Raw genomic sequence first — 26717 nt, 5'->3', positions numbered from 1 at the left:
AATAGTCTTCATCAGTTTACCCTTTATTTCCTTTATCTCCAAGTGCTTGAATTAAAGCGCATGAAAATCTTCAGATTAAATATTGCGAAAATAGGCAAAATAATTTACACTAGGAATGAGAAGAAAAGTATTTCTTTTTTTTACCCAGAAAATGAATGAGTGTTCATTCAAAAATAGGAGGGTTTGCTCGTGTCATACAAAATTCAAAAAGCGGCAGTGCTCGGATCAGGCGTCATGGGTTCAGGAATCGCAGCTCATCTAGCTAATATCGGAATTCCAGTCATGTTGCTCGACATTGTCCCGAGAGAAGTTTCGAAAGAAGAACAAGCGAAAGGGCTGACACTGGAAGACAAAGCAGTGCGCAACCGGATCGCAACAACTGCAACTCAGAATCTATTGAAACAAAAACCGGCACCATTGACAGTGAAGAATAATTTACAGCTGATCACTCCCGGCAACTTGGAGGATGATCTCGAAAAATTGTCCGACGTGGATTGGATCATCGAAGTCATCATTGAAAACTTGGACATCAAAAAATCGCTTTATGAAAAGATCGATGCGGTCAGAAAGCCTGGCACCATCATTTCTTCCAATACATCAGGCATCAGCATCAACGCAATGGCACAAGGGCGCTCGGACGATTTCCAAAAGCATTTCCTCGGAACTCATTTTTTCAATCCGCCGCGCTATTTGAAACTGCTCGAAGTCATTCCGGCTGAAACGACAGCTCCGGAAGTGGTCGAGTTTATGCAGCAATTCGGCGAAGACCGCCTCGGAAAAGGGGTTGTCTTGGCAAAAGATACGCCGAACTTTATCGCCAACCGCATCGGCACATATGGACTTCTCGTAACGCTGCGCGAAATGCAACAACGCGGCTATTCGATCGGCGAAGTGGATTCTGTCACAGGACCACTCATCGGCCGCCCGAAATCCGCAACATTCCGCACGCTTGACGTTGTCGGACTCGATACGTTCATGCACGTCGCGAAAAACGTCTACGACCAGACGCAAGGCGAAGAACAGCAAGTGTTCCAAACGCCGGACTTTATGAAAAAAATGGTCGAAAACGGCTGGATCGGCGCAAAAGCAAAGCAAGGCTTCTTCCAGAAAAAAGGCAAAGAAATTCTGGAGCTCGATCCGGAAACGATGGAATACCGCCCTTCCCAGAAATTGAAAACGCCTTCACAGGAAATGGCGAAGCAGCAAAAAGGATTGTCTGCAAAAATGAAGACACTCGTTTATGCAGACGACCGTACAGGTGAATTATTATGGAGCATCCTGTCTCCGACATTAGTGTATTCTGCACAGTTGCACGGTGAAATCGCCGACGATATCGTGGCTATCGACAACGCTATGAAATGGGGCTTCGGTTGGGAACAAGGACCATTTGAAGTGTGGGACGCGATCGGCGTGAAACAATCTGTTGATATGATGAAACAACAAGGTTTGACTGTACCGGCATTTGTGGAAGCATTGCTTGAAAAGGGCTTTGATTCCTTCTATAAAGAAGAAAACGGCGATCTCTATTATTTCGACGGTTCGGATTACCAGCTCGTCCCGGTCAATAAAAAAGTGATCGACTTGAAGCGTTACAAGAAAAAACACGGCGTCATCAAATCGAATTCCGGCGCAAGCCTCATCGATCTCGGAGACGGCATCGCACTGCTCGAATTCCATTCCCGCTCGAATGCGATCGGCCTGGACATTATGCAGATGATCAATTTCTCTGTTGACGAAGTCGAGAAAAACTTCAAAGGGCTCGTCATCGGCAACCAAGGCAAAAACTTCTGCGTCGGCGCGAACCTTGGCATGATTTTGATGGAAGCGCAAGATGACAATATTTTTGAATTGGATTTTACGATAAAAACGTTCCAGAACGCCATGCTGAAACTGAAATACAGCTCCAAACCGGTCGTGGCGGCACCATTCGGCATGACACTTGGCGGCGGTGCGGAAGTCATTTTGCCGGCTGCACGTGTACAGGCTTCCATGGAAACGTATATGGGCCTAGTTGAAGCGGGCGTCGGACTAATTCCGGGCGGCGGCGGAAACAAGGAATTGTATATGAAACAATTGAAAGGGTTGCCGAATAACGTGACAGCAGATTACGTCAATTTGGCGGCCGGTGTATTCGAATCGATCGCGACAGCGAAAGTATCGACATCCGCCGATGAAGCACGAGACAATAATTTCCTGAATTTCGTCGATGGCATCAGCGTCAACAGCGATCACTTGATCCATGACGCGAAGCAATTGGCATTATCTCTTTATGACACTGGATACCAAGCGCCTCGAAGAGAAAAAGTGCCGGTTGCAGGAGAAGCGGGCTATGCGGCGATGCTGTTAGGTGCAGAAGGCATGCTGTTGTCCGGCTATATTAGCGAACACGACATGAAAATCGCAAAAAAACTGGCATATGTATTGTCCGGCGGGAAATTACCGTACGGCACGAAGGTCGATGAACAGTATTTGCTCGACCTCGAGCGCGAAGCATTCTTGAGCTTAGTCGCTGAACCGAAAACTCAACAACGGATGCAGCATATGCTGGTCAAAGGCAAACCGCTCCGCAACTAATAGCTCGATATTAAAGGAGGAAATGATATGCGCGAAGCAGTAATTGTAGCCGGAGCGAGAACGCCGGTCGGAAAAGCGACAAAAGGCTCTCTAGCAACTGTGCGGCCGGATGATTTCGGCGCATTGGTGGTACGGGAAGCATTGAACCGGGCAGGGTATGACGGTCCGATAGATGATTTGATTATGGGCTGTGCAATGCCTGAAGCGGAGCAGGGCATGAACATCGCCCGCAATATCGGGGCATTGGCCGGCTTGCCGGATACAACGCCGGCAGTGACAGTCAATCGATTTTGTTCATCAGGGCTCCAGTCCATCGCCTACGCTGCAGAGAAAATCATGGTCGGCTCGGCTGAAGCGGTCGTCGCCGGCGGAGTCGAATCGATGAGCATGGTGCCGATGATGGGCAACGTCATCCGCCCGAATGCGAAATTGGCGGAAACGGCACCCCAGTATTACATGGGCATGGGCCATACCGCAGAACAAGTGGCGACAAAATACGGCGTCAGCCGGGAAGACCAGGATGCATTTGCCGTCCGCTCGCATGAGCGTGCGGGAGCGGCAATCGCAGCTGGCAAGTTCGATGACGAAGTCGTGCCGGTTGAAGTGACCAAACGATTTGTCGATGAAAACAATAAATACCAGGAAAAACCGTTCATGTTCAAGATGGACGAAGGCGTACGCCATGGCACGAACATCGACGGCTTGGCTAAATTGCGCCCGGCATTTTCTGTCCGCGGTTCGGTAACGGCCGGGAATTCGTCGCAGACATCTGACGGCGCAGGCGCGTTATTGGTGATGGACCGTGAAAAAGCGGAAGCACTTGGGCTTAAGCCTTTGGCTAAATTCCGCGCGTTCGCGACAGGTGGGGTGCCGCCTGAAATCATGGGCATTGGTCCGATCGTGGCTATTCCGAAAGCCTTAAAGCTGGCTGGATTGTCAATCAGTGACATCGACGTCTGGGAATTGAACGAAGCTTTTGCTTCACAATCACTGGCGGTTGTCCGCAACCTTGACATCGACATCGATAAAGTGAATTTCAACGGCGGAGCGATTGCCCTTGGGCATCCGCTGGGCGCAACAGGATCAATTTTGACAATCCGCATGATGAGCGAATTGAAGCGCCAAGGCAAACAATTCGGCGTGGTGACGATGTGCATCGGCGGCGGAATGGGCGCAGCAGGCGTCTTTGAAATGCTATAAAAATCAGTAATCGAACCAATAAAAACTAGGAGGAATTCACAATGGAACAAGAAAAAACATTGATCAAAGGCGGCAGTTTCCTAGTCGAAGAGGCAGACCTTTCACGCGTCTTCACACCAGAAGATTTTACAGAAGAGCATAAAATGATCGCCAAAACGACTGAGGATTACGTCAACACGGAAGTAATGCCTTTAGTTGAAAAGCTGGAAAACCATGAATTCGAGCATTCCGTTAAACTGTTGAAAAAAGCGGGCGAACTCGGGCTTCTTGGTGCGGATGTTCCAGAACAATACGACGGGCTCGGACTCGATAAAATCGCTTCTGCCTTGATCGCTGAGAAAATGTCCAAAGCGGGCGGCTTCTCGATCACACACGGCGCTCACGTTGGGATCGGGTCTCTTCCAATCGTGTTGTTCGGAAACGAAGAGCAGAAGAAAAAATATTTACCGGTTCTTTCCACAGGTGAAAAAATCGCAGCTTATGCGTTGACTGAGCCGAGCTCCGGGTCGGATGCACTGGGTGCGAAAACGGTCGCGAAACTGAACGCAGCGGGCACGCATTACGTCTTGAACGGCGAAAAACAGTGGATCACTAACGCAGGATTCGCGGATGTCTTTATCGTCTATGCGAAAATCGATGGCGAGCAGTTCTCTGCCTTTATCGTCGAGCGCGACTACAGTGGCGTATCGGTCGGGCCGGAAGAAAAGAAAATGGGCATCAAATCATCTTCGACGCGTACGCTAGTCTTGCAAGATGCAGAAGTGCCGGTCGAAAACTTGCTCGGTGAAGCAGGGCGCGGACACATCATTGCCTTCAATATTTTGAACATCGGGCGCTACAAACTTGGCGTAGGCACAATCGGTGCTTCAAAACGCGCGATGGAATTGACGATTCCGTATACGAATCAGCGCCAGCAATTCAAAACACCGATTTCTTCGTTCAATTTGACGAAAGAAAAACTGTCGACGATGGCTTCCAAATTGTATGCGGTCGAAAGCTCGGTTTACCGCACGGTCGGTTTGTTCGAAGACCGCATGAGCGGATTTACTGATGAGCAGCAGGCAGACGGCAAACTCGTAGCAGATTCGATTGCAGAATTCGCAGTGGAATGCTCGCTGAACAAATTCTTCGGAACGGAAACTTTAGATTATATTGTGGATGAGGGCGTTCAGCTGCACGGCGGCTACGGCTTTATGCAGGAATATGAAATCGAGCGCATCTACCGCGACTCCCGCATCAACCGGATCTTTGAAGGCACAAACGAAATCAACCGCCTGCTCGTACCGGGTACATTGCTGCGTAAAGCAATGAAAGGCGAATTGCCACTTCTTCAGCACGCACAAGCCCTGCAAGAAGAGCTATTGATGATGATGCCGGAAGAAGTCGGCACAGAAGCTTTGGCACAGGAAAAAGCATTGGTGAAAAACGCCAAGAAAATCGCTATTCTAGCAGCGGGACTTGCTGCACAGACTTACGGCAAGAAGCTTGAAGCAGAGCAGGAAATTCTTGTGAACATTGCAGACATCGTCAGCAACGTCTTCGCAATGGAGTCAGTCGTTCTGCGCACGGAAAAAGCAATCGCAGCGAGCGGCGAAGACAAAGCGAAGCAGAAGCTGCTTTATACGCAGATCTTCTGCCAGGAAGCATTTGAAGAAATCGAAAAAGACGCGAAAGAAACATTGATTGCGGCTATCGAAGGCGATAACCAGCGCATGATGCTGTCCGCACTGCGCAAGTTGACGCGCTCGACTCCATACAACTTGATCGTGAAAAAACGCGAAGCATCTGAAAAACTAATCAATGCAGAGAAATATATAGTGTAATAAGCAATGCCGGAAAGCGGGAAGGGAAACTCCTTCCTGCTTTTTTTATACTTGCATTTGCAATGTGGTTTGCTCGAAGTCGACGGTTAAACGTGTTTTTGATATGCTGAAAACAATGATAGGAGGAGACTAGATGATTCGTTATTACGCTTACCCGAAATGCTCGACTTGCCGAAATGGCAAAAAATGGCTCGAAACGAACGCTGTCGATTTTGATTATATCGACATTTCAACGAACCCGCCTTCTGCCGGGCAATTGAAAGAAATCCATGAAACTTCAGGCATTGAACTGAAGAAGTTTTTCAATACGAGCGGCAAGAAATACCGCGAGCTTGGGTTGAAAGATAAACTGCCAGAGATGTCAGCCGCTGAACAATATGAGTTGCTCGCCTCGGACGGCATGTTGATCAAGCGCCCGCTCGCCTGGGACGGTACAAAAGCGACACTCGGTTTTAAAGAAGAGGCCTATGGAAATACATGGAGCTGACAAGTTTGTCACCTTGTTTTTCATCCTTGAGTATGGCAAACTGAAATTGAGACTATTACATATTTGGAGGGGTTTGGATGAGCACACCACAAGAGCTTCGCTATTCAAAAGAACACGAATGGGTCAAAGTTGAAGATGGCAAGGCACGGATCGGTATTACGCATTTCGCGCAAGACGAACTTGGAGACATCGTATTTGTCGAGCTTCCGCAAGTCGGCGACGAATTGAAAAAAGACGAGCCGTTCGGCAGTGTCGAATCTGTTAAAACGGTATCGGAATTGTATGCGCCGATAAGTGGCAAAATTGTCGAAGTCAACTCCGAATTGGAAGACAGCCCGGAATTCGTCAACGAATCCCCTTACGAAAAAGCGTGGATGGTCGTTGTGGAAGCCCCTTCTGAAGAAGACATGGATGGATTGATGTCTGCTGATGAATACAAAGAAATGACAAACGAGTAAGTCTTTAAAGCGCCTGTTTTTTGGCGCTTTTTTTCATACACCGAGATTTTGGGGGGAGACGTATGGAGAAAGTGATAGTGGTCGAAGGGATCAGCGACAAAACCCGGATTGCGCCATTGATTGCAGAACCCGTGACGATTCTCTGCACAAATGGTACAGTAAGTGCAACAAGACTCGAGGAAATGCTATTGCCGTTTGAAGGACTGGACATCATCGTCTTGGTCGATGCAGACCGTTCCGGCGACAAATTACGCAAGCTGATCAAGCGTGAATTTCCGGAAGCGCGCCATTTTCATATCGACAAAAGCTACAAGGAAGTAGCGGCCACGCCTCTCGGCAAGCTGATCGACGTGCTGATCGCTGCGGACGTGCGAGTCTTTAATCACGTAATAAGGAATGACTGTTATGAACGAATGGACACATAAAGAATGGCTCAAAGTAAAAAATACGCAACAAGTCACGGCTTATTATCTCTATACGCCGATGTGCGGCACATGCCAAGTCGCTAGCAAAATGCTCGGCGTGGTGACAGAGCTATTGCCTGATCTTAAAATTGGTAAAGCCAACTTGAATTATGTTCAGGAAGTGGCGGAATTATATAAGGTGGAAAGCGTGCCATGCCTGCTCATTTCACAAGGCGGCAAAGTGACAGACAAGATTTACGCGTTTCATTCAGTGCCGTATTTATATGACAAATTGAAAACGGTTGACGAATACAGCAGGCCGTGATAAATTTAATTTCTGAAATTAATTTAATAGCGTAACTCTTATTAAGAGAGGTGGAGGGAAGTGCCCGATGAAGCCCGGCAACCGTCATGAAAATGAAATGGTGCCAAGTCACTCAAAGTGTAAACTTTGAAAGATGAGAGAACGGTTTATTGTGTTTCCACATGTGCCTTTCTGCTTATCTGAGCAGAAAGGTTTTTTTGTTGAGTAAGTTTTTCCGATATTCCGCAAAACCTCTATGCTTGCGCGGGCGAGCGCTGAGCTGCTTCGTCGCTGTGCTAAAACCTACCTGCTCAACTCTCACTGCGTTCGAGCTTCGCAACCGAATGCATTCAGCTTCCTTCACGTATTAGCTTGCAGGGTCTCAGCAGGCAAGAATTGGCCGAGGCACTCGAGGTCGATTTTTTGCGATGCAGTGCTTAGCGCTGTAGGAGCAATCTCAGTTACTACGCGGGTTTGCTTCTTATCTCTTCAACAGTTGAATAGGCAACACATTAATAGGTATAAAAATTACATTTTTCATTTAATTTATCGATTCAAAGATTTAGGAGAGTGCCCAACCATGATTGAGTTAAAAGGTTTAACTAAAATATTCGACACAGGTAAAGCACATTTGACCGCTGTGGACCATGTCGACTTGTCGGTACCGGCAGGGGAGATTTTCGGTATCATCGGATACAGTGGAGCAGGGAAAAGCACCTTGATCCGCTTGTTGAACGGTTTGGAAAAGCCGAGCGGCGGTTCAGTTGAAATCAATGGCCAGAACATCACTGCCATATCCGGTCCGAAACTCCGTAAAGCACGCCAGAAAGTCAGTATGATCTTCCAGCATTTCAATTTGCTGTGGTCTCGCTCCGTTCAGGAAAACATCGAGTTTCCACTGGAAATCGCAGGCATTCCAAAAGAGCAGCGGCGATTACGTGCGAAGGAGTTAATTGAACTGGTCGGCTTGGAAGGCCGCGAAAGCGCTTATCCTTCCCAGCTTTCCGGCGGGCAAAAACAACGGGTGGGCATTGCGCGCGCATTAGCCAATGACCCGGAAGTATTGTTATGTGACGAGGCGACATCGGCACTCGATCCACAAACGACCGATGCGATTTTGGATTTATTGGTCGATATCAACAAGCGGCTCGGCTTGACGATTGTGTTGATTACACATGAAATGCACGTCATCCGGAAGATCTGCCACCGCGTGGCGGTCATGGAAGGTGGTCGTGTCGTCGAACTCGGGGAAGTCTTGCATGTGTTCCAGCATCCACAAGAAAACATCACAAAACGTTTCGTGGCCCAAGTGACCGAAACCGAAGATTCTGCAGAAACGGTTCGCCATCTGCGCGAGCAATATCCGGAAGGGCAATTGGTCAAACTGATTTTTGTCGGCGACCAGGCAGAGCAGCCGATTTTGACTCAGTTGATCCGGGAACACACAGTAGATGTCAATATCGTTCACGGTAATATCTCCCATACCCAGCGCGGCGCATACGGCACACTCATTCTCCAATTAAAAGGGGATTCGGCAGAAATCGGGAAAGCACTTGCCTACCTCAGCACGCATGACGTGCAAACGGAGGTGATGGGCGATGCTTGAGACTTTGTTCCCGAACGTTGACTGGCCGAATATGTGGGAAGCGACACTTGAAACGATTTACATGACCGGGATGTCTACACTGTTTACGTTCATCATCGGCCTCATACTCGGAATCGTCTTGTTCCTGACAGCGCCCAATCAATTATGGGCCAATAAAATTGTCAACTGGCTGACAGGCGCTTTCGTCAATATTTTCCGTTCGATTCCGTTTATCATCTTGATCATCTTGCTCATTCCGTTCACGAAGTTTTTGATCGGCACGATTCGTGGACCGAATGCGGCACTTCCCGCACTGATCATCGGGGCGGCGCCATTCTATGCACGCATGGTGCTGATTGCATTGAAGGAAATCGATAAAGGGGTCATCGAAGCTGCACGGTCGATGGGAGCAACGACATGGACTATTATCCGCAAAGTGTTGCTGCCTGAATCCAAGCCGGCATTGATTTCCGGCATCACCGTCACTGCTATCGCTTTAGTTGGCTATACCGCTATGGCTGGCATCATCGGAGCAGGCGGCCTCGGAACGCTCGCATTCTTGGATGGTTTCCAAAGAAGCCGTGAAGATGTCACGCTGATGGCGACGATCATGATTTTAGTCATCGTCTTCGCCATTCAATTTCTTGGAGATTTCCTGACAGGAAAATCCGATAAACGCTAAAAAGTTTCGTATCAAATCAATCGTTGTTAAAAAATGGGCGCTCAACCGCCCGGTGTTTTTGCAAAAATATATTATATAGAAGAAAAGGGGAATTTTGTAATGAAAAAATTAGTATTTGGTTCATTTGCAGCAGTATTGGCTTTATCCGCGTGTGGCGCAGAAGAAGAAACAAGCAACGGCGATGCAGGTTCAGAATCAGAAGCTGAATCCAGCACATTGACGGTAGGCGCATCAAACGTACCGCACGCTATCATTTTGGAACAAGCAAAGCCGCTTCTTGAAGAACAAGGCATCGAACTGGTAGTAGAAACATACCAGGATTACATTTTGCCAAACCAAGATCTCGAGTCGGGTGATTTGGACGCGAACTATTTCCAGCACGTACCGTACTTGGACTCTCAAATTGCTGATCACGGCTATGACTTTGTGAGTGCAGGCGGCATCCACATTGAGCCGATCGGTGTTTATTCGCAAGACTATGCGTCTCTTGAAGAATTGCCGAACGATGCTACAATTTTGATGAGCAATTCAATCGCTGACCATGGCCGCATCTTGTCCATGCTGGAAGCGGAAGGCTTGATTACACTTGAAGAAGGCATCGAAAAAACAGCTGCTGAAACGAGCGATATCGTAGACAATGAGAAAAACCTCCAGTTTGATACAGAATATGAAGCGGCATTGCTCGTGCAAATGTATGAAGCGGGTGAAGGTGATGCAGTATTGATCAACTCGAACTATGCAATCGATGCTGGATTGAGCCCGATGGATGACGCTATCGCACTTGAAAGCTCTGATTCTCCGTATGCCAATATCATCGCTGTGCAGTCCGGAAATGAAGATAATGAAAACATCCAAGCACTTGTTGAAGCACTGACTTCGCAAGAAATCCAAGACTTTATCCTAGAAGAATGGAGCGGCGCTGTCGTTCCAGTCGAACAATAAAAACACATATGAAAACAGGGCATCCTTCAAAAGGATGTCCTGTTTTTTGTTCGTCGAAATAGTGGGCTAGCAGCAGCGTCCAACGATAAAATCTGAAGGTGAATGCGAAAATTTCGAGTGATTATTTTTTCGGAATAATAAAAATATTACGTGTATTAGAAAATAGCTATTAGCTTTTCGAAAACTATGGTAATTTCAGATAATAACAAATAAACAACTGTATACACAGGGAGGACAACATCATGAAGTTTAAATTCGGCTTGCTGCCGAGAATTGTGCTGGCCATCGTGCTCGGCGTTTTAATCGGTTCTGTAGCACCAGAAGCGCTCGTTCGGGTATTTGCCACGTTCACAGGAATCTTTGGCGGGTTCTTGAATTTCATCGTGCCACTGATCATTCTCGGCTTTATTGCACCCGGCATCGCAAAACTGGGCAAAGGTTCCGGCAAACTATTGGGGCTGGCGACAGCTGTTGCTTACGTTTCTACCATTACAGCAGGAGTTTTAGCTTTTGCCGTCGCATCTACAATCTTGCCGAATTTAATGACCGGGGGTTCTTTGAATAATTTGGACGACCCGGCCACTGCTTTAGCTTCAAGTTTCATCGAGTTGGAAATTCCACAATTGTTTGGCGTCATGAGCGCATTGATTTTAGCGTTCTTGCTCGGCATCGGAATGGCTTCAACAGGAAGCCGCACAATGGTATCGTTCTTTGAAGAGTTTCAAGCAATTATCGAGAAAGTGATTTCCGTCATTATTATTCCGCTATTGCCGTTTCACATTTTCGGGATTTTCGCGAATATGGCATACGGCGGTGCCGTCATGGAAATCTTGTCGCTCTTTGCCGTGGTCTTTATTCTAATCATCGCGCTGCATTGGGTCATGCTTTCCGGACAGTATTCCGCTGCTGGCCTTTTGAGAAAGAAAAATCCGTTGAGCCTGATCCGCATCATGCTGCCGGCGTATTTCACAGCGCTCGGTACGCAATCTTCTGCCGCGACGATTCCGGTCACATTGCGCCAAGCGAAAAAAACGGGCGTCAAAGAACGAGTAGCTGACTTTACGGTGCCGCTTTTTGCGACGATCCATTTGTCCGGCAGCACCATAACACTCGTCACTTGTGCCGTCGGCGTCATATTGTTGACAGGACAAACGCCTGCATTCGGCAGTTTCTTCCCGTTCATCTTGATGCTCGGGGTGACGATGATTGCGGCGCCAGGTGTACCTGGTGGCGCAGTCATGGCCGCAATCGGCTTGCTTGAAGTGATGCTAGGCTTCGATGCGACGATGGTCGCGCTGATGATTGCCTTGTACATGGCGCAAGATAGTTTCGGAACAGCCGCTAACGTTACAGGAGACGGTGCTTTAACCAATATCGTCGACCGCTTCACACCATCTGAAAAAGCATGAACCAGGCCGGAATTCATTGAATTCCGGCTATTTTTCTACGCGCAACGTGCAAGTCCGATCAAGCTGCCGACTGGGCTGAACAGACAAAGCGAGCGATTAAAGCTAGTGAAATTATCGACTAAGCTTGACACTGTCCAAAAAGTACAGCGTTTCTTTTTTATCCATATTTACCCATTAGCTATGACGATAGGTCTATTTTCAGATAAATTAGATTATTTATGTTGTTTATGGTGAGTGATGTCGGGTATACTTGTAAAAGTAAATCCGACAACTCGAAAGGAATGGTTTATTATTGATTCTCAAGGTTTTGAAAAGACGGAAAAAATGGAACAGGCATTCAGGGACGTACATGGGTACGGACTGAGCGAATACCAAAATGACCCGCAAAAAATCCTTGAAGTTGAACAGCGCCGGGAGCAAGATTATCGCCAAGGCCAGTCGGTAGCGGCACAAATCGAGCGCCAAGCGCACCGTGAATAGTCGAAGTTAGTTGACACAAACATATGACCTTGAAAGCGGCCGGAAAGAGACCTCGTTCTCTATCCGGTTTTTTGATGGATTTTTACAGAAATCCGCAGCGCAATATGAGGTTGTTATTGAAATGCATTCTCATTTAGCCTGACTTTATTGAAAATGCAGGGAATCCATTGTACCATGCAAAAAAAAGGCGCCGCTAGCAGGAAATCCGGATTTCAAAATGGTTTTTGCTCTATGCTTGCGGCCGATTTTAACATTTGCTACTGAGGTGAATATAAGTTAAGATTAGAATGATACTAATTAAGAGTGCCAGGCATTCTTGAATAACACTATGGAGGTATTTACATGTCAACTTTGGTCATTAAAGATCTACACGTTGAAATCGAAGGAAAAGAGATTTTAAAAGGTGTAAACTTAACAATTAATACGAGCGAAATCCATGCCATCATGGGGCCGAACGGAACAGGGAAATCTACCTTGGCGTCAGCGATCATGGGGCATCCTAAATATGAAGTAACACAAGGTTCCATCGAATTGGACGGGGAAGATGTATTGGCGATGGAAGTCGATGAGCGTGCACGTGCAGGGCTCTTCTTGGCTATGCAATACCCGAGCGAAATTTCCGGCGTCACCAATGCTGACTTCATGCGCTCTGCGATGAACGCGCGCCGCGAAGAAGGCAGTGAAATTTCCTTGATGAAATTCATTCGCGAACTCGACAGCAAAATGGAAACATTGAGCATGGAGCAGGACATGGCACAGCGTTACTTGAATGAAGGTTTCTCTGGCGGTGAGAAGAAACGCAACGAAATTCTCCAAATGATGATGATCAAACCGACATTCGCTGTATTGGATGAAATTGACTCCGGCCTTGATATCGATGCATTGAAAGTCGTATCAGACGGCATCAACCAGATGAAAGGCGAAAATTTCGGCTGCCTGATCATCACTCACTATCAGCGCCTCTTGAACTACATCACACCGGATAAAGTCCATGTAATGATGCAAGGACGCGTTGTGAAATCTGGCGGAGCTGAACTTGCGCACAAACTTGAAGCGGAAGGCTATGACTGGATCAAGACAGAACTCGGCATCGAAGACGAGACTGTCGGACAAGAAGCATAATTGGAAGGAGAGACTAACGTGACGGTTGAAACAAAACTAACAATGACCGAGCAGGATGTACGCTCCTTCTCGGCTTCCCACTCAGAACCAGCAGAGTTTACGAATTTGCGCGTACAGGCGCTGGCTGCTGCAGAAGCTTTGCCTTTGCCGAAGCCTGATAAGACAAAAATCATCAACTGGAACTTTACTGATTTTCCGGTCCACACAGTGGAAAGCTCCACTTATGCTTCATTGGAAGAGCTGCCGGAACAAGTAAAATCCATTGTTGATCTTGAACAAAAAAATCTATACATCCAGCACAATAACACCCCTGCATTCATCTCTTTAGATGACAAGCTGAAAGAGCAGGGCGTTATTTTAACGGATATTCAAACAGCGATCCGTGAACACAGTGATTTGGTCGCCAAGTATTTCATGACGGAAGCGGTCAAAGCGGAAGAGCATAAATTGACAGCTCTTCATGCAGCTTTGGTCAATGGCGGGATTTTCCTTTATGTGCCGAAAAATGTCGTAATCGAAGAGCCGGTACAAGCGGTATTCATCCACGACAACGAGGATGCTTCACTGTTTAACCATGCGCTGATCGTGGCGGATAAGAGCAGTTCGGTAACGTATGTCGAAAATTATATTTCCACAGTGCCAAAAGCAAAAGGCCAAGCGAATATCGTTTCAGAAGTGTTTGCAGAAGATAATGCACAAGTCACTTACGGTGCAGTCGACGTTCTCGCGGAAGGATTCACAGCTTATGTGAACCGCCGCGGCGTCGCACAGCGCGATGCGCGCATCGAATGGGCTTTAGGTCTTATGAGCGACAGCGATACGATTTCCGACAACACGACTTATCTGATCGGCGACAACTCTGTCGGCGATACGAAAACGGTCGTCGTCGGTAGAGGCAATCAGAAACAGAACTTCACGACGCAAGTCATCCATTGGGGAAAAAACACCGAGGGCCAGATTTTGAAGCACGGCGTCATGAAAGATTCGGCGTCATCCATATTCAACGGCATTGGAAAAATCGAACACGGCGCGACGAAAGCCAATGCAGAGCAGGAATCACGCGTTCTGATGTTGAGCCCGAATGCGCGCGGTGACGCGAACCCAATTCTATTAATCGACGAAGACGATGTAACGGCAGGACATGCGGCGTCAGTCGGCCGTGTTGATCCGCTTCAATTGTATTATTTGATGAGCCGCGGCATTACAAAACAAGAAGCTGAACGTCTTGTTATTCACGGCTTCCTGGCACCGGTAGTAAACGTGTTGCCAATCGAAGGCGTTAAAAAGCAATTGACGGAGGTTATCGAAAGGAAAGTCCGCTAATGAATCCAGAGATTAAGAGCTATTTCCCGATACTCAAGCAAGAAGTCAATGGCCATCCACTCATTTATTTGGACAGTGCAGCCACTTCGCAAAAACCTATACAAGTGATCGAAGCGTTGAAAGAGTATTACGAGTCCGATAATTCCAATGTCCACCGCGGCGTTCATACGCTCGGCAACCGGGCAACGGAAAAATACGAAGGCGCACGCGAAAAAGTACAAAAATTCATTAACGCGAATGCAACGGAAGAAATCATCTTCCTCCGCGGCACGACGACAGCGATCAACTTAGTTGCTCAAAGCTACGGCCGTGCGAACGTGGAAGAAGGCGACGAAATCGTTATTACGTATATGGAGCATCACTCTAATATCATTCCGTGGCAGCAGCTGGCGAAAGAGCGAGGCGCTGTATTGAAGTATATCGAGCTTGAAGAAGACGGTACGATTTCACTCGAAAATGTTCGGGCAGCCATCACCGACCGGACAAAAATTGTGTCGATGGTTTATGTATCCAATGTACTCGGAACGATGAACCCGGTTAAAGAAGTTGCGAAAATAGCACACGAACACGGCGCGGTCATGGTCGTGGACGGTGCCCAAGCAGCTCCTCATCTGAAGATCGATGTCCAGGATCTGGATTGTGATTTCTTCGCATTTTCCGGTCACAAAATGGTCGGCCCAACCGGCATTGGCGTCCTGTATGGCAAAAAGCACTTGCTTGAGCAAATGGAGCCGGTCGAGTTTGGTGGAGAGATGATCGACTTTGTCGGCTTGTATGATTCGACATGGAAAGAGCTTCCCTGGAAATTTGAAGGCGGCACACCGATTATTGCCGGAGCAGTTGGACTCGCAGCAGCGATCGACTTCCTGCAAGAAATCGGTTTGGACGAAATCGAAAAACACGAACATCACATGGCTGCCATTGCCATGGACAAGATGAGCGCGATTGAAGGCCTGGAAATCTACGGCCCGAAAGATCCTGCGAAACGGGCAGGAATCGTCACTTTCAATATGAAAGAAGTTCATCCCCATGACGTGGCGACAGTGCTCGATATGAGCGGCATCGCTGTCCGCGCCGGCCATCATTGCGCTCAGCCGCTAATGAAATGGCTTGACGTGACAGCGACAGCACGCGCAAGCTTCTATCTATATAATGACGAATCAGATATTGATCGTCTGGTGGAAGGTTTGCGTTCTGCAAAGGAGTATTTTAGCGATGTCTTCTAATAATTTAGATCAATTGTACCGACAAGTGATTATGGACCATTATAAAACGCCCCGCAACAAAGGGACGATCGAAGAAAATAGTGTCAATATCGAAATGAACAACCCAACATGCGGCGACCGGATCCATCTGACGCTGCAAGTGGAAGATGGCATCGTCAAAGACGCCAAATTCGACGGGGAAGGTTGTTCGATTTCCATGGCATCCGCGTCCATGATGACGCAAGCGGTCAAAGGAAAAGACGTTGATACTGCATTGAAGATGTCTGGAATCTTTTCGGATATGATGCTTGGGAAAGAATACGACGATTCAGTAGACCTCGGGGATATTGAAGCGCTGCAAGGCGTCTCCAAGTTCCCGGCGCGCATCAAATGCGCAACGCTCGCATGGAAAGCCATGGAAAAAGGTGTGCACAACGAAGAAAAATCGTAACATAGAACGGAGGAACGACGATGGCGAAAAAAATGCCGGAAATCGGAGATTATAAATATGGGTTCCATGACAAGGACGTCTCCATCTTCAGATCCAAGCGTGGTCTGACAGAAGACATTGTCAGAGAAATCTCGAAAATCAAAGAAGAGCCTGAGTGGATGCTCGAATCGCGCCTGAAAGCTCTTAAATTGTTCTACTCCATGCCGATGCCACAATGGGGCGGAGATTTAAGTTCACTTGATTTTGATGAAATTACGTATTACGTAAAACCTTCAGAAGCAAGCCAAACTTCATGGGATGAAGTTCCTGAGGAAATCAAGCGTACGTTTGATAAACTGGGAATTCCTGAAGCTGAACAAAAATACTTGGCTGGTGTCTCGGCGCAGTATGAGTCGGAAGTTGTTTACCACAACATGAAATCAGAACTTGAAGACATGGGAATCGTCTTTAAGGATACAGGCTCCGCTTTAAGAGAGAACGAAGATTTGTTCAAAGAGCACTGGCAGTCCGTAATTCCAGCTGCCGACAACAAATTCGCCGCTCTCAATACGGCGGTTTGGTCCGGTGGTTCGTTCATCTATGTACCGCCAGGCATCAAAGTCGAATCACCGCTTCAAGCCTATTTCCGCATCAACTCGGAGAACATGGGGCAGTTTGAACGCACGCTGATTATTGTAGATGAAGGCGCAAGCGTTCATTATGTTGAAGGCTGTACAGCACCGGTTTATACGACAAATTCGCTTCACTCAGCAGTTGTTGAAATTATCGTCAAAGAAAATGCTTATTGCCGCTACACAACCATCCAAAACTGGGCAAACAACGTGTTCAACCTTGTCACAAAACGTGCATTCGTTGATGCTAACGGGACAATGGAATGGATTGACGGCAATATCGGTTCTAAAGTGACGATGAAATATCCGGCTGTTTACCTTCGAGGCGAAGGCGCTCGCGGCATGACTTTGTCAATCGCGATTGCCGGCAAAGGCCAGCACCAGGATGCAGGCGCGAAAATGATCCACTTGGCGCCGAATACATCGTCGTCGATCGTTTCGAAATCCATTTCGAAGCAGGGCGGCAAAGTTTCCTACCGCGGAATCGTCCGCTTCGGCCGCAAAGCCGACGGAGCACGTTCAAACATTGAATGCGATACGCTGATCATGGACAACCAATCCACTTCAGATACGATTCCTTACAATGAGATCTTGAACGACAATGTTTCTTTGGAGCACGAAGCTAAAGTTTCGAAAGTATCCGAAGAACAATTATTCTATCTGATGAGCCGAGGCGTTTCCGAACAGGAAGCAACGGAAATGATCGTCATGGGCTTCATCGAGCCATTCACAAAAGAATTGCCGATGGAATATGCAGTAGAAATGAACCGCTTGATTAAGTTCGAGATGGAAGGTTCGATCGGTTAATAAATGATTCATTCCGCTTTAACGGTCCGTAAGACTCCCACTTCTTTAAGCGGGAGATCAGCGGGCCGTAAAAGTCCGATTGGATCAACTAACAATCAGTGGGGATGAAGAACCCCCCACTGATTGAAGTTTCTCTTTATTACCCTTGGCATGACATTGTTCATGCCAAGGGTTATTTTTATGGAATTTTTCATTCAACTTTAATTATTGCGCAGTATAGCGCCAATTGAAGATATACAGTTTTATGACTTTTGTACAGGGTATACAACTTAAGAAGGAATAATTGGAGGAGGGATTTTTCTTATGAGTCAAATGTTTGATGCATTAAAAGAAAAAATCAGCAATGCAGATATGGGAGAAGCGAAAGAAATAATCACCCAAGTCAAGCAGGCATATGAAGATGGAAAGATTGATGAAAATGAAAAGAACGAATTGATGGACCTCGCAAAATCCAAGATTGGCGGCGGGGGACTCGGCGGATTATTTTAACAATCTGCAATATGAGATAAAAGACAATAAGCTTCGGCATACTTAAATGTATGCCAAAGCTTATTTTTTAATGTTTTTCCAAGCTTCACGCTTGCTGAGCGGTTTCAGCGGATGCACAGAGACAAAATCATAAACCCACTCCGCATCGGTTTTCGCATATTCGCGAAGCGCCCAGCCGATTGATTTTTGGAGGAAGAACTCGGAAGAATCGACATGCTCCAAAATGACGGGACTGAGGACAGCCGTATCGGTATGGTGTTTGAACTTCAGTTGATGAAGAATGGATGCGCGGTTGGTCCATATATTGTCAGCTTGAGACCAGTCGAGCATCATTACTGTACCAGCTCTGCGATGTTCCATGACGATAGGCCCGACAATTCTTGGAGCGATGGCATCCGCGCTGTCCCACCAGGACTTGGATTCAATCAGTTGGCGCAGAAAAGGCAGGTCATCAGGGGTTAATTGTGTTTTCATCCCTTCCAGCACGGCAATGGATGCATACTGGTATTCGCGTTCTGGCAACTGATAGAGTTCCCATACAACTCTTTTCAACTGTATTTGTTGCGGAAAATGGTGGTCCGAAAAATATTGGTTCAGCAGTTTTTTTTCGAAGAGGAGTTTTAATCCCTAGAAATGGAAATTGGTTTCTCATGTATGCCCCCATGGGGGCAGCGAGCTCTGGGTTGCGGTTTGCTTCGAGTAGATCGATGAGTGCTTGGGAGTCCCATTGTTGTTTCAATTCCATTCATCTTGTTGTTTCAATTCCATTCATCTCCTAAAGATTTATATGAAGGTGTAGCTTGTGAAGAAGCAGGGAACTAAATAACAAGAAGGCATTTTCAGAGCGTTAATCATTCAAATCCGAAAAAAGGACGTTCCATTTGTTCTATGCTATCATAAAATAATAACGAAAATGGAGGCAGTGCGATGATTTATGTTGGATTGACGGGCTGGGGCGATCATCCGGATGTCTACAGCCCCGGTTCGAAACAAAAAGATAAATTGGCCGATTACAGTGCTCATTTTCCGATTGTGGAGCTGGACTCCTCCTTTTATGCGGTGCAGCCTGAACGCAATATCAGCAAATGGATCCGCGAAACTCCGGACAACTTCCGATTTGTCGTCAAAGCCTATCAAGGCATGACAGGCCATCAGCGCGGCGAAAATCCGTTCGACAGCCGGAAGGAAATGTTTGATGCCTACAGGAAATCGGTTAGGCCGCTTAAAGAGGCTGGAAAGCTTGCGATGGTGTTGCTGCAATTTCCGCCTTGGTTTGATTGCCAAAAAGAGAATGTGCAAGAAATCCGCAATATAATCGACGAGTTGCAGGAGTTTGATTTGGCAATCGAATTCCGCCACCAATCCTGGTATGCTAATGAGATGAAAGACAAGACTGTAGCATTTCTCCGGGAACATGGGCTGATCCATTCGGTGTGCGATGAACCGCAAGCAGGCGATGGCTCGATCCCGCTCGTTCCCGAGTCGAGCAGCAAAGACAAAGTATTGCTGCGTCTGCATGGCCGCAATGTTCACGGCTGGCTCAATCCAGGAAATGCCGAAAAATGGCGGGAAGTGCGCTATTTATATGATTACAACCGTCCAGAGCTCGATGAAATAAGCAGAGCTGTGCAGTCGCTCGCGAAACAAGCGGAAGATGTCTATGTCATCTTCAATAATAATTCCGGCGGGCATGCGGCAGGGAATGCCAAAGAATTCCAGCAATTGAACGGCTTGCATTTTGACGGATTGTCGCCCAAGCAGCTCGATTTGTTTGAAGGCGGGGTTTGATGGTTTTTCTTCTATTGATAATTGTCGGCTTGGCATCCGGAATCGTCGGGGCACTCATCGGACTTGGCGGAGGCGTCATTTTAGTTCCGGCGTTATTATTCCTTGGTTCATCCATCAGTTTTTTCCCGGATCTGTCCCCGCAAGAAATTGTCGGTTTGTCCGTGGTCATGATGATTTTCACCGGTTTATCATCAACGCTTGCTTATATGAAAATGGGAACAGTCGATTACCGGAGCGGCTTTATCTTCTTTCTGGGCAGTGCACCTGGAACGGTGATCGGGGCTTTGGTCAACCGCAATCTCGACGTCCCATCGTTTCAATTGTATTTCGGCTTGCTGCTGGTGTTTCTCTCGCTGCTCTTGCTGTTGAGGGACCGGTTGAGTTCGGTCAGCTGGTTTGTCGAGAATGGCAAGAAACGAACGTTTCATGACCGCAAAACGGATCAAGAATATGTATACGGTTATCCGATTTGGTTTGCGCTCGCCTTAACCTTTTTCATCGGTTTCGCCTCTGGGCTATTCGGCATAGGTGGCGGATCGATTCTGGTGCCGGCGATGATTCTGCTGTTTTTGTTCCCGCCGCATGTTGCGGTCGGAACATCGATGTTCATGGTCTTTTTATCAGCCATCATTAATTCCGTCACGCATATCTCCCTTGGCAATGTACCGTGGGTCTATACGCTGGCGGTTGTCCCTGCTGCTTATATCGGAGCGAAGATCGGTGCCAAACTCAACCAGAGCATCAAATCCGAGACATTGGTCGTACTGCTGCGTCTCGCGCTATTATTATTCGGGCTTCGCTCGATTTACGAAGGAATTTTCAGTTCATAAGAGGTGTTGTACATGAGCGAAACCATTCATATTTATCATACGAACGATTTGCATAGCCATTTCGATCATTGGCCGCGCATCAAATCTCTGCTGACAGAGCGCAGACGCTGGCATGAAGAAGCGGGGGATGCGTGTTTGGTGCTCGATATCGGCGACCACGCGGACCGCTCGCATCCTTTCACTGAAGGGACAGCCGGTAAAGGCAACGTCCAACTGCTTAATGAAGCGGGATACGACGCAGTGACGATCGGCAATAATGAAGGCATTACGCTGTCAAAAGAGGAACTGGATGAATTATACGTTCAAGCCGATTTTTCTGTGATTATCGCCAATTTATTGGATCTCGATGGGAACCAGCCAGAGTGGGCAAGTCCGAGCCATATTATTGAAACGAAACAAGGCACCAAAATCGGTTTGATCGCAGCGACGGCTGAATTTACGCCATTTTATCGCCGGCTTGGCTGGAACGTCACGAGCGGAAGGGACGCAATCAAGCGGGAAGCCGAAAAAATTCGGCAATCGGTCGATTTTGTCGTGTGCTTGTCGCATTTGGGTATTAAAGATGATGAACTGTTGGCAGCCGAATGTCCGGAACTGGATATCATCTTAGGGGCGCATACGCATCATCTGTTTCATCAAGGCAAAAAAATCGAAGGCACATTGCTCGGTGCTGCCGGGAAATTCGGCTTCTATGTGGGGCATATTGAAATTGATATCGATTCAGGTGAAATGTCCGCTGAAGTGATTGAGACTGATCGCTTGCCGGAAGTCGATGAAGGATTCAATGAACATCTGGTCAGTATCGGCAAGCAGCAGTTGGCGGAAACGGTTTTTTATAACGAACAGCATTTAAAAGCCGAATGGTTTAAATCATCTCCTATGGCGGAGCTGTTTGGATCTGCATTGGTCGAGTTCGCCTCCGCAGATTGTGGTCTTTTCAATGCCGGAATTTTTATGGAAGACATGCCGCAAGGCGAAATGACGCGCTATGACTTTCACCGCATGCTTCCGCATCCGATCAATCCGTGCGTCATCCAGCTGAGCGGGGCAGAGCTGAAAGAAATATACTTGCAGTCGTTAAATGAAGACTGGCCGCAACTCGAGCTCAAAGGCATGGGCTTCCGGGGAGTAGTATTCGGGCGCATGATCCATAGCGGAATGGAGTTGTACGGGCATCAGTTGATGGTGGGCGGCAAACTGGCTGACCCGGATCGCATGTATCGCCTGGCAACACTCGACCTTTTCACATTCGGCTATTTTTTCCCTGCGCTGAAGCGAGCACCGAAAACCTACTTTATGCCCGAATTTTTACGTGATATGTTCGGAGATTATTTCCGTATGAAAGCAGCGAAATAGAAGGAACATTCGGAATGGACTGTTAGTTGATTTCGCGCTTTATTTGGGATATGATTTTGATGAATTAGATATCGATGGGTAGAGGCTGCAGCCTTCATCAGTAGAATGTGCGAGTTTGACCGCGTTGACCGCATTCGAAAGGGAAGCTTGCCGAAATTCCCGCTTCTGGGTCAAGGGGCGGCGATTGGGGGCATTCCAAAGAGGAATGCCACTGTCATGTTGCATAACTGCACATGAAGAGCTACAGGGTTGTTTGATGCTTGAGCACACAGACGAATTGTAGAAAGCCGGTTTATCCAATGGATAAACCGGCTTTTTTTTCGTGTAGGCCTACCATCACAATGAATAGGAGGAAATCTAATTATGGAAAACACAATCTTCTCGGTGCTACCGCCGATTATCGCCATTGCGATGGTGCTTTTGACAAGGCGCGTGCTATTGTCGCTCGGTGTCGGCATCATTGCAGCTGCATTTCTCTTGACATCTTTTGCTCCAATAGAAGCATTGACGGAACTGGTCACATCGTTTGCCGTCATTTTCTGGGACGGAGGCTTTAATGCTTACAATGTCTTTATCATTTTGTTTTTATTCTTGCTCGGCATTATTACGGCATTTGTCAGCTTATCGGGAGGAAGCCACGCGTTTGCGGACTGGGCATCCAGCCGTGTAAAGACTCGCCGGGGGGCTAAACTCGTTACGGTATTTCTTGGTATCCTCATTTTCATCGATGATTACTTTAATGCGTTGGCTGTCGGGCAAGTTGCGCGTCCGATTACAGACCGCTACAAAGTGTCGCGTGCAAAACTGGCGTATTTCATCGACTCTACGGCCGCGCCTATTTGTGTCGTTTCTCCGGTATCGAGCTGGGGAGCAGCAATTATCGGCATCATCGGCACGATCCTGGCGGGGCAGACATTTGTTGACTACTCTGCATTAGAAGCATTTCTTTGGATGGCGCCGATGAACTTTTATGTCATCGCTGCACTGGCGATTGTTTTCTTCGTCGCTTTCCGGGATGTGGACTTCGGGGAAATGAAAAAGCACGAACATCTGGCCATTACGGAGGGCCGTTTGTTCAACCCGGATAAAACTATTCCTGGAGAGATGAAGGAAGACTTTCCGAGCCATTCCCACGGAAGAGTCCGTGATTTGGTATTGCCGATCGTACTGCTGATTGTCGGAACTGTTTCAGCGATGATTTGGACCGGCTATGTCAATGCTGGGGAAGTATTCGACATTTGGCTTATTTTTGAAAACACGGATGTTCCTTTGTCCTTGATTTCGGGGGGAATCATTGGTGCGCTTGCGGCAATCATTTTATATGCGTTGCAGATCAAACGCAATGAAGCGGCAGAAGCACATTGGATCGTTAGAGGAATTTGGGCAGGGATTCAATCGATGTCCGGTGCCGTCTTTATCCTCATCTTCGCCTGGTCATTGACGTACCTGATCGGCGCGCTTGAGACCGGTACTTACCTTGCAGATGCTGTAGCACAAGGCAATGTCCCGACGAGCATTTTGCCAGTCCTGCTGTTTTTGCTTGCGGGTGTCATGGCATTTTCCACAGGAACTTCCTGGGGGTCATTCGGGATCTTGCTGCCGATTTCCGGAACGATCATGATCCAGGCAGAGCCTGAATTATTGCTTCCTTCATTATCTGCCGTGTTGGCAGGGGCTGTATTCGGAGACCATTGTTCACCGATTTCCGATACGACAATCTTGTCGTCGACAGGGGCGGGAAGCAACCACATGGACCATGTAGTAACGCAGTTGCCATATGCGTTAACTTCTGCAGCTGTGGCGTCTATAGGGTATATCGTCATAGGCTTTAGCGGCTCGCTGCCACTGGCACTCGGAGCAGTTGCCATTGCATTGGCAATACTATTCATTTTTTGGTCAAGACGCACTACTTTAATGGAAAAACACACTCAAAACTAAGTTCTGAAAGGCGGAGATATTTTATCTCCGTCTTTTTATTATTGCTATAATAGTTTTTTTGAAAAATTTATAGAAATTATCTTTACTTTGAGGTATGTGCTAGTTATACTAAATTTAGATTCCACAATAATCTGAATATAAACAAACTTCCTATTTTTCTGTTAAAAAAATGGGAGTTAACAACAAAGGGGGAAGAGAGATGGAACGTTCTACATGGGGAACTAGAGCCGGTTTTATTATGGCGGCAGTTGGCTCGGCAGTAGGATTAGGGAATATTTGGCGATTCCCGTATGTAGCTTATGAAAATGGTGGCGGCGCATTTTTTATTCCGTATTTGTTTGCTCTTTTAACGGCCGGTATTCCAATTTTAATCTTGGAATTCACGATTGGTCATCGTTATCGCGGATCCGCGCCACTTTCATTCTTTAGAATGAGCGGCAAGAAAGCAGAATGGCTTGGATGGTGGGCGATATTTGTTTCGTTCGTCATATCGGTGTATTACGCCGTCATTATTGCTTGGGCGATGCGTTATACATTGTTCTCATTCAATCAGGCATGGGGAGAGGATACGGAAGCCTTCTTATTCAATGATTTTCTCGAGTTGACCGTGTCACCAGGTGAGACAGGGGGAATCGTCTGGGGCATCTTCATCCCGTTAGTCGTTGTTTGGGTCATCACATTAGGTATTTTATTAGCGGGCGTAAAACGCGGCATTGAAATGGCGAACCGGATTTTCATTCCGACTTTGATCGTCATTTTCATCATCATCGTAATACGAGCTGTAACGCTTGACGGTGCGATGTTGGGTCTCGATGCATTCTTTAAACCGAATTTCGACGCCATAATGGATCCAGTCGTCTGGGTTGCGGCCTATGGGCACATATTCTTCAGTTTATCGATTGCTTTTGCGATCATGATAACGTATTCCAGTTATCTTCCGAAAAAATCGGATATTACCAATAACGCTTTCATTACCGGTTTTGCGAACTCAAGCTTTGAGTTGCTCGCGGGTATCGGGGTATTTGCTGTACTCGGCTTCATGGCGACACAATCAAATGTTGCTGTTGCGGATGTCGCTTCTGCAGGGGTCGGACTCGCGTTCGTCGTATTCCCGGCAATCATCAATCAATTCCCAGGAATGAATGGTCTCTTCGGCTTCTTGTTCTTCCTGTCGCTGACACTTGCGGGGCTTACATCGCTCATGTCGATCACAGAAACTTATGTCGCAGGATTCACTGAGAAATTTGGTATTTCAAGACGCAAAGCCGTAGCGTTCGGTGGCGGACTTGCTGCATTGATCTCCGTTCTCTTTGCAACACAGGGTGGTTTGTTCTTCTTGGATATCGCCGATTACTACATCAACCAATTCGGTGTCGCGGCAGTCGGTCTTGTGGAAGTTGTCATGGTCGTCTGGATTTTGCGGAAAACAGGCGATTTGCAGAATCACGCGAACGAAGTTTCCGACATCCATCTCGGCGGCTGGTGGAAATTCAGCCTCGGTATCATCACGCCGATTGTTCTCGGCTACATGATGTTCGGATTGTTGCGCTTGAACATATTCCAGCAATTTGACACGGATACCGGGAACTATGAAGGCTATTCCAATATGTTCACATTATTCGGCGGCGTTGCAGTCGCTGGGGGCGCCTTGCTCTTCGGAATATTATTCACGCTCGGCAAGTGGCATAAAAACTACCGCTTTTACGACGAGCATTCCGAACACCCAGTGAAAGAAAAAGAAAAGAAATAAGGAGGGATCGACATGTCAGTTAGTGCTATTGTCGTCATGATTATCGGTATGGTCCTCCTCTGGGGAGGATTGGCAGCGAGCATTTTCCACGCTGTAAGATCAAGCAAAGCGAATAAAGCAAAAGAACAAAATATAGGGTAATAATTGAAAACCTCCGGCTGCTAGTCAGCTGGAGGTTTTTGTTTTCTTTAGCAATCAGTAGCGCAGCTTGTTCAGAAAGGTTTGGTGTGATACATTTGAAAGAGGATAAGTTTGTAGAAATGCGCTGCAAAAGGAATGCGTAACAAGCGGCTCGGTTCCGGTGCTGGCGTCATTACTAGGTATGGATGGTGAGTATATTGATCACAATAGAAAAATGGAACTATGAGGTGAACGTGGATCATCGCGAAGGCTTTCAGGAAGAAGCATTCCAGAACAGGTACAGCGATATTCTGGCCAAATACGATTATATCTTAGGTGATTGGGGCTACGGGCAACTTCGCTTGAAAGGTTTCTTCGAAGACAGCAACAGCAAGGCAAGCTACGATACAAAGATCAGCACATTACAGGATTATTTATATGAATACTGTAATTTTGGCTGTTCCTATTTCATTCTGAAAAAGGCTGGAAGAGCACCGGAAATAGAAGTGGAAGAACAAACGAAAGAACAAGTGGAAGAACAAGAAGAACAAGTGGAAACCCCCGAGACAGATTGACCTG

27 protein-coding genes and 2 riboswitches are annotated in these 26717 nt (G+C 47.2%); of the genes, 25 read left to right on the top strand and 2 right to left on the bottom strand.

What is annotated here, in order from left to right; all coding sequences use genetic code 11:
- Positions 1–189 precede the first annotated feature (189 nt).
- The 18 genes from J7E21_RS13015 (at position 190) to J7E21_RS12930 (ending at position 18356) form a co-directional block, all read left to right on the top strand.
- The gene (locus J7E21_RS13015; protein ID WP_215108442.1) at positions 190–2574 is read left to right on the top strand and encodes a 3-hydroxyacyl-CoA dehydrogenase/enoyl-CoA hydratase family protein; all 2385 of its coding nucleotides are present in this window, start codon (positions 190–192) and stop codon (positions 2572–2574) included.
- Positions 2575–2601: 27 nt separating this feature from the next.
- Complete coding sequence (locus J7E21_RS13010; RefSeq protein WP_215108440.1) at positions 2602–3774, top strand: acetyl-CoA C-acetyltransferase; 1173 nt, start codon at positions 2602–2604, stop codon at positions 3772–3774.
- 41 nt (positions 3775–3815) lie between these two features.
- Positions 3816–5597: an acyl-CoA dehydrogenase family protein gene (locus J7E21_RS13005; protein WP_215108438.1), complete on the top strand. Its 1782-nt coding sequence runs from the start codon at positions 3816–3818 to the stop codon at positions 5595–5597.
- 133 nt (positions 5598–5730) lie between these two features.
- Positions 5731–6084 carry an arsenate reductase family protein gene (locus J7E21_RS13000; protein WP_215108436.1) on the top strand — a complete coding sequence of 118 codons (354 nt, stop codon included), beginning with the start codon at positions 5731–5733 and terminating at the stop codon, positions 6082–6084.
- A 77-nt stretch (positions 6085–6161) separates the two neighbouring features.
- A complete protein-coding gene (gene gcvH / locus J7E21_RS12995; RefSeq protein WP_215108434.1) occupies positions 6162–6542 on the top strand; it encodes a glycine cleavage system protein GcvH in 381 nt (126 codons plus the stop codon).
- A 62-nt stretch (positions 6543–6604) separates the two neighbouring features.
- Positions 6605–6967 (top strand): ribonuclease M5, encoded by a 363-nt coding sequence (locus J7E21_RS12990; RefSeq protein ID WP_215108432.1) that lies wholly within the window; start codon positions 6605–6607, stop codon positions 6965–6967.
- Positions 6948–7271: a thioredoxin family protein gene (locus J7E21_RS12985; protein ID WP_215108430.1), complete on the top strand. Its 324-nt coding sequence runs from the start codon at positions 6948–6950 to the stop codon at positions 7269–7271. Before J7E21_RS12990 ends, J7E21_RS12985 begins: the two co-directional genes overlap by 20 nt.
- A 35-nt stretch (positions 7272–7306) precedes the next feature.
- A riboswitch (SAM riboswitch) is annotated at positions 7307–7411 on the top strand.
- A gap of 419 nt (positions 7412–7830) precedes the next feature.
- A complete protein-coding gene (locus J7E21_RS12980) occupies positions 7831–8856 on the top strand; it encodes a methionine ABC transporter ATP-binding protein (RefSeq protein ID WP_215108428.1) in 1026 nt (341 codons plus the stop codon).
- A complete protein-coding gene (locus J7E21_RS12975; RefSeq protein WP_215108426.1) occupies positions 8849–9517 on the top strand; it encodes a methionine ABC transporter permease in 669 nt (222 codons plus the stop codon). Before J7E21_RS12980 ends, J7E21_RS12975 begins: the two co-directional genes overlap by 8 nt.
- Before the next feature lie 99 nt (positions 9518–9616).
- Entirely contained in the window at positions 9617–10459 is an 843-nt protein-coding gene (locus tag J7E21_RS12970) for a MetQ/NlpA family ABC transporter substrate-binding protein (protein ID WP_215108424.1), read from the top strand.
- 242 nt (positions 10460–10701) lie between these two features.
- A complete protein-coding gene (locus tag J7E21_RS12965) occupies positions 10702–11868 on the top strand; it encodes a dicarboxylate/amino acid:cation symporter (RefSeq protein WP_215108422.1) in 1167 nt (388 codons plus the stop codon).
- Positions 11869–12192: 324 nt separating this feature from the next.
- Positions 12193–12348: a YuzK family famiily protein gene (locus J7E21_RS12960; protein WP_215108419.1), complete on the top strand. Its 156-nt coding sequence runs from the start codon at positions 12193–12195 to the stop codon at positions 12346–12348.
- A gap of 336 nt (positions 12349–12684) precedes the next feature.
- The gene (gene sufC / locus J7E21_RS12955; protein WP_353047790.1) at positions 12685–13470 is read left to right on the top strand and encodes a Fe-S cluster assembly ATPase SufC; all 786 of its coding nucleotides are present in this window, start codon (positions 12685–12687) and stop codon (positions 13468–13470) included.
- A gap of 18 nt (positions 13471–13488) precedes the next feature.
- Complete coding sequence (gene sufD / locus J7E21_RS12950; protein ID WP_215108415.1) at positions 13489–14793, top strand: Fe-S cluster assembly protein SufD; 1305 nt, start codon at positions 13489–13491, stop codon at positions 14791–14793.
- A complete protein-coding gene (locus tag J7E21_RS12945; RefSeq protein ID WP_215108413.1) occupies positions 14793–16019 on the top strand; it encodes a cysteine desulfurase in 1227 nt (408 codons plus the stop codon). The genes sufD and J7E21_RS12945 overlap by 1 nt, the downstream gene beginning before the upstream one ends.
- Positions 16009–16449, top strand: coding sequence for a Fe-S cluster assembly sulfur transfer protein SufU (sufU, locus tag J7E21_RS12940; protein ID WP_215108405.1), 441 nt, complete (start codon positions 16009–16011; stop codon positions 16447–16449). Before J7E21_RS12945 ends, sufU begins: the two co-directional genes overlap by 11 nt.
- A 20-nt stretch (positions 16450–16469) precedes the next feature.
- Positions 16470–17867, top strand: a complete 1398-nt coding sequence (sufB, locus tag J7E21_RS12935) for a Fe-S cluster assembly protein SufB (RefSeq protein WP_215108403.1) — start codon at positions 16470–16472, stop codon at positions 17865–17867.
- 303 nt (positions 17868–18170) lie between these two features.
- Positions 18171–18356, top strand: a complete 186-nt coding sequence (locus J7E21_RS12930; RefSeq protein ID WP_215108402.1) for a hypothetical protein — start codon at positions 18171–18173, stop codon at positions 18354–18356.
- Positions 18357–18416: 60 nt separating this feature from the next.
- Here the strand turns inward: J7E21_RS12930 and J7E21_RS12925 are convergent, their stop codons facing one another.
- Complete coding sequence (locus J7E21_RS12925; RefSeq protein WP_251047987.1) at positions 18417–18908, bottom strand: DNA alkylation repair protein; 492 nt, start codon at positions 18906–18908, stop codon at positions 18417–18419.
- Positions 18808–19020 carry a hypothetical protein gene (locus J7E21_RS16335; protein WP_251047994.1) on the bottom strand — a complete coding sequence of 71 codons (213 nt, stop codon included), beginning with the start codon at positions 19018–19020 and terminating at the stop codon, positions 18808–18810. Before J7E21_RS16335 ends, J7E21_RS12925 begins: the two co-directional genes overlap by 101 nt.
- 263 nt (positions 19021–19283) lie before the next feature.
- Between J7E21_RS16335 and J7E21_RS12920 the strand changes: the two genes are divergently transcribed.
- From J7E21_RS12920 to J7E21_RS12890, 7 genes are all read left to right on the top strand, one after another.
- Positions 19284–20144, top strand: a complete 861-nt coding sequence (locus J7E21_RS12920; RefSeq protein ID WP_215108400.1) for a DUF72 domain-containing protein — start codon at positions 19284–19286, stop codon at positions 20142–20144.
- The gene (locus J7E21_RS12915; protein ID WP_215108398.1) at positions 20144–20974 is read left to right on the top strand and encodes a sulfite exporter TauE/SafE family protein; all 831 of its coding nucleotides are present in this window, start codon (positions 20144–20146) and stop codon (positions 20972–20974) included. Before J7E21_RS12920 ends, J7E21_RS12915 begins: the two co-directional genes overlap by 1 nt.
- A 12-nt stretch (positions 20975–20986) precedes the next feature.
- Positions 20987–22330 carry a bifunctional metallophosphatase/5'-nucleotidase gene (locus tag J7E21_RS12910; RefSeq protein WP_215108396.1) on the top strand — a complete coding sequence of 448 codons (1344 nt, stop codon included), beginning with the start codon at positions 20987–20989 and terminating at the stop codon, positions 22328–22330.
- Between the two features lie 71 nt (positions 22331–22401).
- Positions 22402–22582: riboswitch (Lysine riboswitch) on the top strand.
- Positions 22583–22693: 111 nt separating this feature from the next.
- Complete coding sequence (locus tag J7E21_RS12905) at positions 22694–24268, top strand: Na+/H+ antiporter NhaC family protein (protein ID WP_215108394.1); 1575 nt, start codon at positions 22694–22696, stop codon at positions 24266–24268.
- A gap of 199 nt (positions 24269–24467) precedes the next feature.
- Positions 24468–26018, top strand: a complete 1551-nt coding sequence (locus tag J7E21_RS12900) for a sodium-dependent transporter (RefSeq protein WP_215108392.1) — start codon at positions 24468–24470, stop codon at positions 26016–26018.
- 12 nt (positions 26019–26030) lie between these two features.
- On the top strand, positions 26031–26159 hold the full coding sequence (locus J7E21_RS12895) for a methionine/alanine import family NSS transporter small subunit (protein WP_215108390.1): 129 nt from the start codon (positions 26031–26033) through the stop codon (positions 26157–26159).
- Positions 26160–26356: 197 nt separating this feature from the next.
- Positions 26357–26713, top strand: coding sequence for a YutD family protein (locus J7E21_RS12890; RefSeq protein WP_215108388.1), 357 nt, complete (start codon positions 26357–26359; stop codon positions 26711–26713).
- Positions 26714–26717 lie beyond the last annotated feature (4 nt).

This window comes from Planococcus sp. ISL-109 (assembly GCF_018613655.1).
Classification (GTDB): domain Bacteria; phylum Bacillota; class Bacilli; order Bacillales_A; family Planococcaceae; genus Planococcus.
The sequence above is the reverse complement of the archived record's forward strand: the minus strand, read 5'-3'. Positions and strand labels throughout refer to the sequence as shown.

Bases quoted from the DNA above. Each gene is read 5' to 3' on its own strand.
- J7E21_RS12900 (WP_215108392.1), top strand. From the start codon at position 24,468: ATGGAACGTTCTACATGGGGAACTAGAGCCGGTTTTATTATGGCGGCA.
- J7E21_RS12960 (WP_215108419.1), top strand. From the start codon at position 12,193: ATGGAACAGGCATTCAGGGACGTACATGGGTACGGACTGAGCGAATAC.
- J7E21_RS12895 (WP_215108390.1), top strand. From the start codon at position 26,031: ATGTCAGTTAGTGCTATTGTCGTCATGATTATCGGTATGGTCCTCCTC.
- J7E21_RS12985 (WP_215108430.1), top strand. From the start codon at position 6,948: ATGAACGAATGGACACATAAAGAATGGCTCAAAGTAAAAAATACGCAA.
- J7E21_RS12975 (WP_215108426.1), top strand. From the start codon at position 8,849: ATGCTTGAGACTTTGTTCCCGAACGTTGACTGGCCGAATATGTGGGAA.
- J7E21_RS12920 (WP_215108400.1), top strand. From the start codon at position 19,284: ATGATTTATGTTGGATTGACGGGCTGGGGCGATCATCCGGATGTCTAC.
- gcvH (WP_215108434.1), top strand. From the start codon at position 6,162: ATGAGCACACCACAAGAGCTTCGCTATTCAAAAGAACACGAATGGGTC.
- sufB (WP_215108403.1), top strand. From the start codon at position 16,470: ATGGCGAAAAAAATGCCGGAAATCGGAGATTATAAATATGGGTTCCAT.
- J7E21_RS12915 (WP_215108398.1), top strand. From the start codon at position 20,144: ATGGTTTTTCTTCTATTGATAATTGTCGGCTTGGCATCCGGAATCGTC.
- sufU (WP_215108405.1), top strand. From the start codon at position 16,009: ATGTCTTCTAATAATTTAGATCAATTGTACCGACAAGTGATTATGGAC.
- J7E21_RS13005 (WP_215108438.1), top strand. From the start codon at position 3,816: ATGGAACAAGAAAAAACATTGATCAAAGGCGGCAGTTTCCTAGTCGAA.
- J7E21_RS12980 (WP_215108428.1), top strand. From the start codon at position 7,831: ATGATTGAGTTAAAAGGTTTAACTAAAATATTCGACACAGGTAAAGCA.
- J7E21_RS12990 (WP_215108432.1), top strand. From the start codon at position 6,605: ATGGAGAAAGTGATAGTGGTCGAAGGGATCAGCGACAAAACCCGGATT.
- J7E21_RS12905 (WP_215108394.1), top strand. From the start codon at position 22,694: ATGGAAAACACAATCTTCTCGGTGCTACCGCCGATTATCGCCATTGCG.
- J7E21_RS16335 (WP_251047994.1), bottom strand. From the start codon at position 19,020: ATGGGGGCATACATGAGAAACCAATTTCCATTTCTAGGGATTAAAACT.
- J7E21_RS12930 (WP_215108402.1), top strand. From the start codon at position 18,171: ATGAGTCAAATGTTTGATGCATTAAAAGAAAAAATCAGCAATGCAGAT.
- J7E21_RS12965 (WP_215108422.1), top strand. From the start codon at position 10,702: ATGAAGTTTAAATTCGGCTTGCTGCCGAGAATTGTGCTGGCCATCGTG.
- J7E21_RS12945 (WP_215108413.1), top strand. From the start codon at position 14,793: ATGAATCCAGAGATTAAGAGCTATTTCCCGATACTCAAGCAAGAAGTC.
- J7E21_RS13000 (WP_215108436.1), top strand. From the start codon at position 5,731: ATGATTCGTTATTACGCTTACCCGAAATGCTCGACTTGCCGAAATGGC.
- J7E21_RS12910 (WP_215108396.1), top strand. From the start codon at position 20,987: ATGAGCGAAACCATTCATATTTATCATACGAACGATTTGCATAGCCAT.
- J7E21_RS12970 (WP_215108424.1), top strand. From the start codon at position 9,617: ATGAAAAAATTAGTATTTGGTTCATTTGCAGCAGTATTGGCTTTATCC.
- J7E21_RS13010 (WP_215108440.1), top strand. From the start codon at position 2,602: ATGCGCGAAGCAGTAATTGTAGCCGGAGCGAGAACGCCGGTCGGAAAA.